This is a genomic window from Microvirga sp. 3-52 (assembly GCF_018383585.1).
Lineage (GTDB): Bacteria > Pseudomonadota > Alphaproteobacteria > Rhizobiales > Beijerinckiaceae > Microvirga.
The window spans coordinates 17,661-30,221 of sequence record NZ_JAHAMK010000002.1; the positions used below are offsets into that span (position 1 = coordinate 17,661).

The 12,561-nt window shown below is 61.4% G+C and carries 12 protein-coding genes; all 12 read right to left on the reverse strand.

The window, feature by feature from the left end:
- Positions 1-25: 25 nt before the first annotated feature.
- Complete coding sequence (lpxB, locus tag KHP60_RS02060; protein WP_213561916.1) at positions 26-1,204, reverse strand: lipid-A-disaccharide synthase; 1,179 nt, start codon at positions 1,202-1,204, stop codon at positions 26-28.
- Complete coding sequence (locus KHP60_RS02065; protein WP_213561917.1) at positions 1,197-2,060, reverse strand: LpxI family protein; 864 nt, start codon at positions 2,058-2,060, stop codon at positions 1,197-1,199. The genes lpxB and KHP60_RS02065 overlap by 8 nt, the downstream gene beginning before the upstream one ends.
- A 114-nt stretch (positions 2,061-2,174) precedes the next feature.
- Positions 2,175-2,987: an acyl-ACP--UDP-N-acetylglucosamine O-acyltransferase gene (gene lpxA / locus KHP60_RS02070; protein WP_213562159.1), complete on the reverse strand. Its 813-nt coding sequence runs from the start codon at positions 2,985-2,987 to the stop codon at positions 2,175-2,177.
- Entirely contained in the window at positions 2,984-3,448 is a 465-nt protein-coding gene (gene fabZ / locus KHP60_RS02075; RefSeq protein ID WP_213561918.1) for a 3-hydroxyacyl-ACP dehydratase FabZ, read from the reverse strand. The genes lpxA and fabZ overlap by 4 nt, the downstream gene beginning before the upstream one ends.
- A 40-nt stretch (positions 3,449-3,488) precedes the next feature.
- Complete coding sequence (gene lpxD, locus KHP60_RS02080; protein WP_213561919.1) at positions 3,489-4,553, reverse strand: UDP-3-O-(3-hydroxymyristoyl)glucosamine N-acyltransferase; 1,065 nt, start codon at positions 4,551-4,553, stop codon at positions 3,489-3,491.
- 38 nt (positions 4,554-4,591) lie between these two features.
- On the reverse strand, positions 4,592-6,985 hold the full coding sequence (bamA, locus tag KHP60_RS02085) for an outer membrane protein assembly factor BamA (protein ID WP_213561920.1): 2,394 nt from the start codon (positions 6,983-6,985) through the stop codon (positions 4,592-4,594).
- A 166-nt stretch (positions 6,986-7,151) separates the two neighbouring features.
- Positions 7,152-8,315: an RIP metalloprotease RseP gene (rseP, locus tag KHP60_RS02090; protein ID WP_213561921.1), complete on the reverse strand. Its 1,164-nt coding sequence runs from the start codon at positions 8,313-8,315 to the stop codon at positions 7,152-7,154.
- A gap of 20 nt (positions 8,316-8,335) precedes the next feature.
- Entirely contained in the window at positions 8,336-9,517 is a 1,182-nt protein-coding gene (gene dxr, locus KHP60_RS02095; RefSeq protein ID WP_213561922.1) for a 1-deoxy-D-xylulose-5-phosphate reductoisomerase, read from the reverse strand.
- 6 nt (positions 9,518-9,523) lie between these two features.
- The gene (locus tag KHP60_RS02100; protein WP_213561923.1) at positions 9,524-10,381 is read right to left on the reverse strand and encodes a phosphatidate cytidylyltransferase; all 858 of its coding nucleotides are present in this window, start codon (positions 10,379-10,381) and stop codon (positions 9,524-9,526) included.
- Positions 10,382-10,383: 2 nt separating this feature from the next.
- Positions 10,384-11,151 carry an isoprenyl transferase gene (locus tag KHP60_RS02105; RefSeq protein WP_213561924.1) on the reverse strand — a complete coding sequence of 256 codons (768 nt, stop codon included), beginning with the start codon at positions 11,149-11,151 and terminating at the stop codon, positions 10,384-10,386.
- Between the two features lie 27 nt (positions 11,152-11,178).
- The gene (frr, locus tag KHP60_RS02110; RefSeq protein ID WP_213561925.1) at positions 11,179-11,739 is read right to left on the reverse strand and encodes a ribosome recycling factor; all 561 of its coding nucleotides are present in this window, start codon (positions 11,737-11,739) and stop codon (positions 11,179-11,181) included.
- Between the two features lie 71 nt (positions 11,740-11,810).
- Positions 11,811-12,524, reverse strand: coding sequence for a UMP kinase (gene pyrH, locus KHP60_RS02115; RefSeq protein ID WP_409366248.1), 714 nt, complete (start codon positions 12,522-12,524; stop codon positions 11,811-11,813).
- Positions 12,525-12,561: the final 37 nt, after the last annotated feature.

Consider the following 12,561-nt stretch of genomic DNA (forward strand, 5'->3'; position numbering starts at 1 on the left):
CGAGGATGACACGCTCAAGAAACGGTTATGCTTTTCCGCTGGAGACCAGCACTTCTTCGACGATCCTCGCCGCGCGTTCGCTTGGCACCTCATGACCGATCTTCATGAGTTCATCGAGCCTGCTGAAGGCCTCGATCTGCCTCTGGCGCTCCGGGCTGTCGCTGAGAAGCGGAAGGAGTGACTCGGCGAGCTTCTCGGGGGTGCAATCCCACTGAATCAGCTCGGGAATGACGTTCTCGCCAAGCACCAGGTTGGTGAGCACGATGGAGGGTGCCTTGATGAGATATTTGAGCACCTCCTCGATTTTCGAGACCCGGTAGGCGACCACCATTGGAACGCCGGAGAGCCCGAGTTCCAGGGTCACGGTACCAGAGGCCGCGAGCGCTGCATCCGCCTCGCGGAAGGCAGCCCATTTTGCCCCTTCTCCCTCGACGATCCTGGGTTTCATGCTCCAAGACTCTGCCCGTGTCCTGATCTCATGCGCGAGGTGCGAGACCGCAGGAATCGTAACCTCGAACGGGCGCGGAGAGCGTTGCTGCAGGAGTGCCAAAGCCTTGCCGAATGGCTCCATGAGACGGCTCACCTCCGAGCGGCGGCTGCCGGGCAGAACCAGTAGTTTGATCGGCCCATTGTCGGCGCCTTCCCTCTCACCGGGCGCAGGCCTGATCTCCGCAAGACGCTCGATCAGCGGGTGACCGACATAGGTGGTCAGTGGACCGCCCAGTCGCTTATGGGCGGCGGGTTCGAAAGGCAGCAGGGCCAACAGGTGATCCACATAAGCCCGCATTTTTGGGGCGCGCCCGGGTCGCCAGGCCCACACTGAGGGGCTGACATAGTCGATGATAGGGATCTGAGGCGCCCGTTGCCGAACCGCTTTGGCCACCCGATGGGTGAAATCGGGACTGTCGATGATGACCAGCATGTCCGGCTTTGCCGCCACGACCGCATCAGCCGTGACCCGGATGCGCTTCAAGATGGAGGGCAGCCGGGCGATGACTGCGGAAAAACCCATGACGGCGATTTCCTCGAGAGGAAACAGGCTCTTCAGCCCTTCCTTCTCCATGGCGTGTCCGCCCACACCGCCGAAGCGCAGGCGCTCACCTCCAAGCCTTGCCTTCAGGGATCGTATGAGTTTCGCGCCGAGCTGATCGCCCGATTCCTCACCCGACACGATCCAGATCGTCAGGGGCTTGTCCTCAGGCAAGGGAACTCTCCATCCATGGCAGGTCGACCGCAATGAGGAACAGGCCGAGACGGTCGGCCGTGAGGAGAGTTTTTTCCTGCTCCAGCACGAAGGTCGAGCCCGCGCCGATAGCGATGCCGGAAAGCCCTGCCTTGGCCGCCTCCACGATGGTGCGGGGCCCGATGGTGGGCATGTCGACCCTGAGGTCCTGGCCGCGTTTTGCGGCCTTGATCAGCACCCCGCCCTCTTCCCGCCGGCGAAGGCCGAACCAGGACTGCCGCATCTTCATCACCCGGCGCATCATTCTGTCGGTGCCTTCCGGTCCCTCGATTGCCAGAACATGCCTGCGGGCAATGACGGCCCCCTGGCCGATGTCGAACGCCGAGAGAGATTTGAGGAGATCGAGGCCGAGGGCGATGGCCTCGTGATCGTCGGCACCGGGTTTCCGAGTACCGCTCAAGGTCCTGGCGGCAACGAGATCCGGCGCAAGCTCATGGGCGCCGACCACCCTGTGGCCCCGCTCTTCCAACAGCATCACGGCTCCTCGCAGAACCTGATCGTCGCCGCGGGTGATGACCTCCTTCACCTCGTGCATGTTTCGCAAGAGCGAATAGGCACTGAGGAGCGCGGAGAAGCCGGGCCGGCGTACGGCGCCGACGAGGGAGACGGCCTGCGGCCGCCACCCTTCCAGGGTGCTCATGATGGTCTTGAGGTCGAGAAGATCGACGGTGGCATGGGCGCGGCGCTGCAGCTCCGCCTCGGCAAAGCCGCGGAAGGTCAGTACGCGCACCTCCTGTCCCGTCCGCTCGAGATGGTTCACGAGTTGGATGGGAAGCTGCCCGGCCCCGGCGAGAACCGCAATCGGGCCTGCAGGCATTAGAGCATCGGACCCAAAAGTGGACTTGCACTTTTGGGATCGATCCGATGCTTCCTCCTTTGGTGAGCGCATCGTTGGGTGCGGAAAACCGGGTCCACTTTTCCGCACGATGTGCTAACCGACCGAATTGACGGGGTCCCGCGGCGTGCAGATCGCGCGATCCTTGCCTTCCCGGATGAAGTCGAGGATCTCGTGCACGAAGGGATGATCGTCGAACTCGCCGGCGACATCCTCGACCCGCTCGGACAGGGTGCCCTCGTCTGCGAAGAGCAGACGATAGGCGCGGCGGATGTCGTGGATCTGCTCGCGGGTGAAGCCACGGCGACGCAGGCCGATGATGTTGAGGCCCGCCAGATGCGCGCGGTTGCCCATGGCCATGCCATAGGGAATGAGATCGTTCTCAAGGCCGGACATGCCTCCCACGAAGGCATGGGAGCCCACACGGGCGAACTGGATCACGGCGGAACCACCGCCGAAGATCACGAAATCGCCCACCGTGACATGGCCCGCCAGCATCACGTTGTTGGAAAGAATGCAGTCGTTACCAACCTTGGTGTCGTGGCCCACATGAGAATTGGCCAGGAAGGCGCAGCGGTCGCCGATGATTGTGCGCAGGCCGCCGCCCTCGGTGCCTGGGTTAATGGTCACCCCTTCGCGGATCATGCAATCCGCGCCGATCTCGAGCGTCGAGGCCTCGCCCTTGTACTTCAGATCTTGCGGGATATGGCCGATGGACGCGAAGGGAAAGATGCGCGTCCGGGGACCGATCGTCGTCCGCCCGGCCAGAGCCACATGGCTCATGAGCTGGCAACCTTCGCCCAACTCGACCTCGGGACCGATGGTGCAGAACGGTCCGACCTTCACACCCGGTCCGATCTTTGCGCCATCCTCAATGATGGCGCTCGGATGAATCACGGGTTCCATTATTCGAGTACCAGCATGGCACTGACCTCGGCCTCGCAGACAAGCGTGCCGTCCACCTTCGCCTCGCCCTTGTACCACCACATGTTGCGGCGGTTGTTCAGCTTGCGCATGTGGAACTCGACCCTGTCGCCAGGCTCCACAGGTCTGCGGAACTTCACCTTGTCAATCGTCATAAAAAATACCTGTTTCGGCTTAGCCTGCTGTGCAATCTTCGCCTTGACGCAGATGGCACCCGCCGTCTGAGCCATCGCCTCGATCAGGAAAACGCCGGGAAAGATCGGCCGAGAGGGGAAATGGCCCGTGAATTGTGGCTCATTGAAGGTGACATTCTTGATGCCGATGCACGAATTGTCGCCGTCGATCTCGATGATCTTATCGACCAGCAGGAATGGATACCGGTGCGGCAGCAGCTCCAGGATCTCCATGATATCGGCGGTTTGAAGCGTGGTGGGCGCTTCGGACATGACGTGAACTCCAGGCGGTAGTGGATGCCTTCAACGAACCCTATGAAGACGCACCGTCGTCTTTGGCGGAATCGTCCTGGGATGCAAGCTTTTTCAGAGCAGTGATCTCGCGGAACCATTCCCGCATCGGGCGAGCGGGGATGCCGCCCCAGCGGGCGCCGGCGGGAACATCACCGTTGACGCCGCTGGTCGCGGCGATCTGGGCACCCATGCCGATCCGCACATGGCCCTTTACGGCGACCTGTCCGCCGAGAGCCACATAATCTTCGATCGTCGTGGATCCGGCGATGCCGACCTGGGCAACGATCACGCAATGACGCCCGATCACAACGTTATGGGCGATCTGAACGAGATTATCGATCTTCGTGCCCTCGCCGATCACGGTATCGCGGCTGGCGCCCCGGTCCACGGTCGTATTGGCGCCGATTTCCACATCGTCCTGAATGATGACGCGGCCGACCTGCGGCACCTTGAGGTGCCCCTGGGGCCCCATGGCGAAACCGAATCCGTCCTGCCCGATGCGCACGCCCGGATGAAGAATGACCCGGTTGCCGAGGAAGGCATGGGTCACAGTCACGTTGGCGGCAATAGAGCAGTCGCGCCCGATCTTCACCTGAGGGCCGATCACCGAATGGGCCCCGATCAGGGTTCCCGCGCCGATCTCCGCATGGGGGCCGATGACGGCTCCCGGATCAACCTTCACTCCATGCTCCAACCGAGCCGACGGATGGACGAAGGAACCCGGCGAGATACCCGTGGATGCGAAGGACGATTCCGGCCGCATGGCAGTGGGAAACAGGATCCCGAGCACCTGTGCGAAGATGCGATAGGCCTGCGGGGTCACGATGGCGGCGGTATGGGACGGCACCTTGGCGGCAAAGCGTGGCGTCACGAGGCAGGCCCCAGCCCGCGTTGCGGTCAAAGCGGCTACATAGGCCGGATTGTCCATATAAGCGAGATCGCCTGGGCCTGCACTTTCCAGAGGAGCGACGCCCTTAAGCAAAAACTCCCCGTCGGTGCCGTCGGGGAGCGTTGCATTCGCCATCTCCGCCACCTGACGCAGATTCAGCGTCTGGCTTTGCGGAAAAAAATTGGTTTCTGTCATGAACGATAAGTGAGGGCGCCCACCGGCGCCCTCCCCGATTAGAAGCGTGTACCGCCCGAGAACCGGAAGGCCTGAGTGCGGTCTTCGCCGACTCGAACACCATCTCTCAAGACACCCTCTTCCTTGGAAAGCGCAAATGCGTAGTCGAAGCGGATCGGGCCGAGCGGCGAGGTCCACAGGATGGAGGCGCCGATAGAGGAGCGGATCTTCTTGCTGTCGAGAACGTCAATGCATTCCTGCGTAACGGTCGAGGATGCGTCGCGCACGCATGTTCCGGAATAGCCATCGATGAAGTTGTTGCCGTTCACGTCGAAGGTGGTCGGACCCTCGTAGCCGAAGAGCGTACCGGCATCGGCGAAGACAGCGCCTTTCAGGCCCAGCTCACGCGGCAGACCCCAGATCGGGAACTGCACCTCGAGCGTACCGCCGAAATAGGTGGTGCCACCGATGGCGTTCGCACGGCTGTCGAGGCTCGAGATGTCACGCGGACCGATGCCGTTCGGCGCGAAACCACGGACCAGCGACGGCCCCATGAAGAAGTGGTCGACAATGCGCAGGTCGCCGCCCTGCGCGAAGTCGTTGCCGTTGTCGCCGAAGCCCATGATGTGGCCGCCCTGGATGCGAGCGATACCGACCACGTCTTCGAACAGTTCGCGGTAGTAGCGTGCATCACCCGTCACGCGGAAGTAGTGCGAGTCGCCACCAAGACCCGCGAAGTCCGTCTTGACTTCAGTATAGAAGCCGTTGCGCGGCTCACGGATGCTGTCGAGCGTATTGTAGTTGAAGGTCAAGCCCGCAAGCGACGTCATCGTGTCGCCCTGCGATTCCTTGATTGCCAGGGAAGCTTCACCGTTGCCTTCGCAGAACTGGCGGTTCGGCGTTCCATCGGCATTCAGCTGCGTATAGCCCGGGATCGGAGCCGAGCAGTCGTTATAGGGCTGATCGGTATCGTTCGGGATGTCCAGAGACTGCTGATAGAGCGAGTAGCGTGCCGTGATCGAGAACTCTTCCGTCATCGGAAGGCCGAGGCGCAGCGTACCGCCTGTCATGCGGTTCTCGTAACGGGAGTACCGGGTCTGGTCGCTGAACTTCGAGAACAGGTCGATACCGGCAGACATCCGGTAACCGAGGAAGTACGGCTCCGTGAACGAGAAGTCGACGCCGTGAGCGCGCTGGCCGAGCTGGCCGGCCAGACGAACGAACTGGCCACGGCCGAGGAAGTTGGTCTCTGTTACGGAGACTTCACCGATGAAGCCGTCGGCCGTCGAGTAACCGCCCGAAATGGCGAACGAGCCGGTGGACTGATCTTCCACATCCACGTTCACGACCACACGGTCGGCCGAGGAGCCGGGCTCGTTGGAGATACGGACGCGCTTGAAGTAACCAAGGTTGTTCAGGCGGCGCTCGGCGCGGTCGACGAGCACCTGATTGTAGGCATCGCCCTCGCCGAGTTCGAACTCGCGACGGATCACGTAGTCACGGGTACGGCTGTTTCCGCGCACGTTGATGCGCTCGATGTAGATCCGCGGACCTTCCTCGACCACATAGGCGAGGTTGACCGTGCGGGTCGAGGGATCGCGCGTACCGACCGGACGCACCTGAGCGAACGGATTGCCCTGGCGGCCGACATTGGTAGTCAGCGCCTGAACCGATCTCTCAACTGCTTCGGCGTTGTAAACCGCGCCTTCAGAGGTCGTGATCCCTCTGCGCACAGCCTCTGCGTCGACGCCGGTAATTCGAGGGTCGACGCTCACGTTGCCGAACCGGTACTGCCCACCCTCTTCCACGGCGATGGTAATGACGTAGCCGCCTGCGTTGGCGTCGAACTGAACATCGCTGGAGACGAGACGATAGTCGGCATAGCCGTTTTTCAGGTAGTAACGGCGGATCAGGTCCAGATCGTTCGAGAGCCGGTCCGGATCATAAACGTCAGTGCTCTTGAGGAAGCTCAGGAGGTTCGTCTCGGTGGTCTGCATGATGCCACGCAGGCGGCTGGACGAAACCTGGCTGTTCCCGACGAAGCGGATTTCCTTGACGCCGGTCTTGTCACCCTCGTTGATGGTGTAGACTACGTCGACCGTGCCGTTGGGCAGATCGACCAGGCGGGGTGTCACCTGGGCAAGACCACGACCCGAGCGGCGATAGACCTCGAGAATTCGCTGGACGTCGGCGTCTACGGCAGCCTGGCTGTAAGGCGCGCGGGCCCGAGCCTGCAGTTGATCCTCGATCAGGGCCTTCTCGACCCTCTTGTTACCTTCGACCACGACCCGATTGACAACGGGGCCCTGTGCAGCCGAAGCGCGGCGATTCCCCGGGGCCACCTGCTGCGCGAAGGCGCTATCCGCGGCAGTAATCCCGGCCATCAGCGCGCTGATCGCGACAATGGCGGTGGTGGCCGGCTTTTTCCGGCGAGGAGTGGTCGTCGACATCATCAACTGGCCCGTTCTTTATATTCTGTCACTAGCGAGGAAGGCCCCGCAGGTTGGAGACGAGTGCCCCCAACCTTATCCGTGTGGACCGCTTGTACAAACTTTCGCCGTTATTGCAAACGGCGCATCCACAACAGAGTACCAATTTTTAAATACCGTGGCGTCCTTGTCACGATCCCTGAGCCAGAAAACTGGTGCCAAGGTGAACAAGATCATTCCAGGTGGCGAAAAGCATGAGCATCGCCACCAGGGCAAATCCGATTCTGAAGCCGATTTCCTGGGCTTTTTCGCTCAAAGGACGCCCGCGAACCGCTTCAATGGCATAGAACAGAAGATGGCCGCCATCCAGTAACGGAATGGGAAAAAGGTTAATGAGTCCGATCGAGACCGACATGAAGCCGATCAGACTGACCAGGCTGTAGACCCCTCCGACGTCGAAGGCGGTCCCCGAGGCCCGGGCGATTCCGATGGGACCGGAGAGTTGATCGGCCGATTCCCAACCCATCACCAAGCGGCGGATGAAGTTGAGGGTCCGGTCCACGAGGTTCCAGGTTTCGACTACGGCAGCCTTGACGGCTCCCCAGGGGGTATAGGTCAGACGCTTGATCGCGGAGGGGTCCCGCGATGCCTCGACCCCGAGAAGTCCGATGCGCTGCTTGCCGAAGGGGCTGGTCCTTTCGACGAAGTTCGGCGTTGCCGTAAGGGCAACAGCTTGACCGTTGCGTTCGACGGTGAAGTTCAGGGGCTCGCCGGCGCTGGAGCTCACGATGAGCTGCATGTCGGCGAAGGTCTGGATCTGTCGGCCATCCACAGTCAGGATCAGATCCTTAGGCTGGAAACCAGCCTTCTCCGCGGCGCTTCCAGGTTGGACCGCTTCGATCCGCGGCTCGAGGACCTGCCGCCCGTTGAAGTAGTTGAATCCCGCGAAAATGGCGATGGCCAGGATAAAATTGGCGATGGGACCCGCGGCGACAATAGCGGCGCGCTTGGCCACATTCTGGTGGGGAAAACTGATCGACCGCTGCTCAAGCGGCATTCGATCAAGCTGATCCTGATCGGGAACGCTGGCGGCGTTGAGGTCCCCGACGAATTTCACGTAACCGCCGAGGGGAATCGCGGAGATCTTCCAGCGAGTGCCTTTCCTGTCGGTCCAGCCGATCAATTCGCGCCCGAAGCCGATGGAGAAGGCCGTCACGCCGACCCCACAGAGCCGTCCGACCCAGAAATGGCCGAACTCGTGAATGAACACGACAACCGTGAGAACCACAAGGAAGGAGATCAGGGTCAGGAACAGGGAACCTGTTGCACCACTGATCATCGTGAGAAAGTCCATCGTTGTCCCTTTCGCGCTCTTCAGAGCCGCGTCACTTCAGCATAGGCCGGAATCAGGTGTCCTGCCGCCTGTCGGGCCTCCTGATCGACGCCGAGGGCTTCAGCTACAGTTGCCGGCGCAGGAATATTTCTTCCCGAAAAAGTCGAGCAAACCCTCTCAACTATCTCTGATATATCATAAAACCTGATCTGGTCAGCCATAAAAGCCTCGACAGCAATCTCATTGGCGGCATTAAGAATCGTAGGCAATGCCCCTCCAGCCTTGAGCGCTGCCTTGGCCAGCGATAGGCATGGGAACCGCCCCTCGTCAGGACGCTCGAAGCTTAATCGACCAATCGCGGCGAGATCGAGACGAGGCAGATCCATCTTCAGGCGCCTCTGATTTCTCAGGGCGTTGGCGATCGGCACCTTCATGTCGGGCAGAGCGAGACCGGACGTTACGGCACCATCGCTCCACTGAACGAGCCCATGGACGATCGCCTCTGGATGAACCAGCACACCGAGCCGTTCGGCCTCAAGGTCGAACAGGTGATGGGCCTCGATCAGCTCGAGCCCTTTGTTCATCAGAGTGGCCGAGTCGATGTTGATCTTCGATCCCATGGACCAGACCGGATGAGCCGAAGCCTCCTTCGCACTGGCCCTTGCAATGCGCTCTCGGGACCAGGTACGGAAGGGGCCGCCGGATGCGGTTATCACCGCCTTTTCCACATCCCTGTTGAGGCCCGCCGCGAGAGCATGATCCAGAGCGTTATGCTCGGAATCCACCGGCATGATCTCGACGCCGAGACGGCGGGCATCGGCCATGAAAGCGTTGCCGGCACAAACGAGACTTTCCTTGTTGGCAAGGGCAATCCGCCTGCCGGGCTTCAGGGCCGCATGGGTCGGAGCCAAGCCAGCGGTCCCGCTGATTGCGGCAAGCACGATGTCGGCGTCACGCTCGACAGCCTCGAGAACAGCAGTGGGGCCTGCGCCGCTCTCGATCGAGGTTCCGGACAAGGCTTGCTTTAAGGCGTCGCCCTCTCGCTCATCGGCCAGAGCGGCGAACTTGGCTCCAAGCTGCCGGGCAACCTTCGCCAGAGCAGCGGCGTCGCGCCCACCGACGACGGCTTGAACACGAAACTCATCTTGATGAGCCAGGACGACATCGGCGGTCGAGCGCCCGATCGATCCGGTTGCTCCAAGAATCGTGAGGGAACGGGTCATCAATGCCTATGCGGTGAAACGAATGGTCAGAAGAACGGCCGCAACGATGAGGCATACGGCCCAGAAGCCATCCAGACGATCCATCACGCCGCCATGGCCTGGGATGAGATGGCTCGAATCCTTGACATTGCAATGGCGCTTGAGAGCCGACTCGCCGAGATCCCCGATCTGGCTCGCGACGGAAGCGATGATAGAGATAAGAGTTGTGCCGAGGAGACCGAACGGCAGGCTCAGTCCATATTTCTCCCCGGCCCAGGCGACCAACACCCCGCTCAGGGCCGCCGCGACGACGCCTCCGATGAACCCGGACCAGGTCTTCTTTGGGCTGATGGGGGGACAAAGCTTAGGGCCGCCGAAGGTGCGGCCCGTGAAATAGGCGGCAATATCCGTTGCCCAAACCACAGCGAACATCCAAAGCAGGCCTAGGATACCGAGCTCGAGATGGTCGCGCACGATCGGCGGAACGAGAACGATCAGCGAAGCATAGAGGACGCCCGAAGCGGCCCATTTCTTGTTCAGCATCCCCTTCGTGGCGAGGACACCGGCTGCGAGAAAGGCGAAACCGGCCGCCGCAGACAAGCCTAAGCTCGCACCGGCCAGAAAAAGCAGCGTCAGCAAGGCAAGGCCAGCGCCCAGGATCGCCTGCACCAGCCGGCGCGGCTCAACCCCGGTCATATCAGTCCATTCCACCATGATGGCGATACCGGCCGCCAGCCAGAACAGGGCGAAAGGCCATCCGCCCCAGTAGGCCGTCAGAAGCGCTAAGGCGATCATGACAAGGCCTGACAAAATCCGTCTCGTCAGTTCCTTGGATGAGGCTGATTTAGGGCTGGACGGCAAGGATGAACCCTGGTCTGCGACCATTGTCAGCCTGCCCTGGCGCTCAAACCGCCGAAACGGCGATCGCGTCTGCAGTATTCGTCAATGGCGGCCTTGAAGGCCGCTTCATCGAAATCCGGCCAGAAGCAGGGCAGGAAAACGAACTCGGAATAGGCCGTCTGCCAAGTGAGAAAGTTCGACACTCGCTGTTCGCCCGAGGTTCGGATCACCAGGTCCGGGTCGGGAATGCCATGAGTGTCCAGGGCCGCCCCCACCGTATCCATATCGATATCGGCGGGATTGAGTGTCCCCTCCTGAACCTTGCGCGCAAGAGCCCGAATGGCGCTGACGATCTCCTGGCGCCCCCCATAGTTAAACGCGATGACCAGGGTCAGGCCGGTGTTGGACCGGGTAAGTTGCTCCGCCTCGTCGAGCAGCAGGCGGATGTCGGACACCAAACCTTCGCGCTCACCGATAATCCGGACGCGGATGTTGTTAGCATGGAGCTCGGCAAGGTCGTGGCGCACGAAACGCTTGAGGAGTCCCATGAGGTAGGAGACCTCATCCGCCGGTCTGCGCCAGTTTTCCGCTGAGAAGCTGTAGACCGTGAGGTAGCGGATATCCAGTTCGGCCGCGGTTCTCACCGCCCGGCGTATCGCCTCTATCCCCTTCCGGTGCCCCTCAAACCGGGGCAGCCCTCTCTGAGCGGCCCAGCGTCCATTCCCATCCATGATGATGGCAACATGGGCCGGCATCCCCTCGCCTGCTTCCTTGCAGGCAAAGCTTGGGACCGACCTTTTGGCTTCGCCGCTCATATTTCCGTCCCGATGCACGCCTGACGATCAGACGTGCATGATTTCCTTTTCCTTGGCCACGAGAAGGCTGTCGATCTCAGCTACGAACTGGTCGGTGGCCTTCTGAACCTGATCAGCATGACGCTTGCCGTCATCCTCGCTGATAGCGCTATCCTTCTCAAGCTTCTTGAGGAGATCGAGGCCATCGCGGCGGACGTGGCGAACCGCGACACGCGCCTCCTCGGCATACTTGTGCGCGACCTTCACCATCTCCTTGCGGCGCTGCTCGTTCATCTCCGGGATGCGCAGGCGGATCACCTGGCCTTCGGTCTGGGGATTGAGACCAAGGTCCGATTCCCGAATAGCCTTCTCCACGGCAGCCACCATGCCGCGGTCCCACACCTGAACGCTCAGCAGGCGCGGTTCCGGCACATTGACCGTGGCGACCTGGGTGATCGGCATCAGGGAGCCATAGGCATCGACCTGAATGGGATCCAGCAGGTTCGGCGAAGCGCGCCCGGTCCGCAGGCTAGCCAGGTCGTTCTTGAAAGCGTTGATGGCGCCCTGCATGCGGCGCTTCACATCGGCGAGTTCGAAGGTCGTAGCCATCAGATTCTGTCCTTACGCGAACTATTTAAACGGGCTTACGCTTCCCAAGGTCCAGCATCAAGGCCCTTGGATCAAGGGGCAACGACCGTGGAAGGCACTTTCCCCTGGAGAAGAGCTGTCACCGAGCTGGGAGCGTGCACGGAGCCCACGATGATCGAGAGCCTGCTCTCACGCGCCAGGGCAAACGCCGCGGTATCCATGACCTTCAGATCCCTAGCGATGGCCTCGTCATGGGTCAGGCGGTCGAAACGGATCGCGCTGGGGTCCTTTTTCGGATCCGCAGAGTAGACTCCATCGACCTGGGTTGCCTTCAGGACCGCATCGCATCGCAGTTCGGCAGCGCGGAGGACAGCAGCGGTGTCCGTGGTGAAGAAGGGATTGCCGGTGCCTCCGGCCAGAACCACCACCTGACCCTTATCGAGATGATGCAGAGCCGGCTGACGGGCATAGGTTTCACAGATCGTCGGCATGGAGACTGCCGACATGGTGCGCGCCGGAACGCCGGCCGCATTGAGGGCCGTCTCGATCGCAAGCGAGTTCATCACCGTGCCGAGCATGCCCATCGAGTCGGCGGTAGGACGGTCGATCCAGCCGGCGGCGCTCATGCGGGCACCGCGGATGATGTTGCCGCCACCGATGACGAGGGCGATCTCGAACCCGGCTCGGGTAGCCTGAGCCAAGTCGGCTGCCAGGGACGACAGGATCTGAGAGTCGAGCCAGTACCCATCGGGGGCCATCAAAGCCTCACCGGAGAGCTTCACCAGGATGCGCCGGAACGTTGCCATCGTCAGACCTTTCTATTCGAATCCTCTCATGAAAACG

Excerpts from the sequence above, each read along its gene's own strand:
- KHP60_RS02065 (WP_213561917.1), bottom strand. The coding sequence starts at position 2,060 with ATGCCTGCAGGCCCGATTGCGGTTCTCGCCGGGGCCGGGCAGCTTCCC.
- fabZ (WP_213561918.1), bottom strand. The coding sequence starts at position 3,448 with ATGTCCGAAGCGCCCACCACGCTTCAAACCGCCGATATCATGGAGATC.
- lpxD (WP_213561919.1), bottom strand. The coding sequence starts at position 4,553 with ATGACAGAAACCAATTTTTTTCCGCAAAGCCAGACGCTGAATCTGCGT.
- bamA (WP_213561920.1), bottom strand. The coding sequence starts at position 6,985 with ATGATGTCGACGACCACTCCTCGCCGGAAAAAGCCGGCCACCACCGCC.
- rseP (WP_213561921.1), bottom strand. The coding sequence starts at position 8,315 with ATGGACTTTCTCACGATGATCAGTGGTGCAACAGGTTCCCTGTTCCTG.
- dxr (WP_213561922.1), bottom strand. The coding sequence starts at position 9,517 with ATGACCCGTTCCCTCACGATTCTTGGAGCAACCGGATCGATCGGGCGC.
- KHP60_RS02100 (WP_213561923.1), bottom strand. The coding sequence starts at position 10,381 with ATGGTCGCAGACCAGGGTTCATCCTTGCCGTCCAGCCCTAAATCAGCC.
- KHP60_RS02105 (WP_213561924.1), bottom strand. The coding sequence starts at position 11,151 with ATGAGCGGCGAAGCCAAAAGGTCGGTCCCAAGCTTTGCCTGCAAGGAA.
- frr (WP_213561925.1), bottom strand. The coding sequence starts at position 11,739 with ATGGCTACGACCTTCGAACTCGCCGATGTGAAGCGCCGCATGCAGGGC.
- pyrH (WP_409366248.1), bottom strand. The coding sequence starts at position 12,524 with ATGGCAACGTTCCGGCGCATCCTGGTGAAGCTCTCCGGTGAGGCTTTG.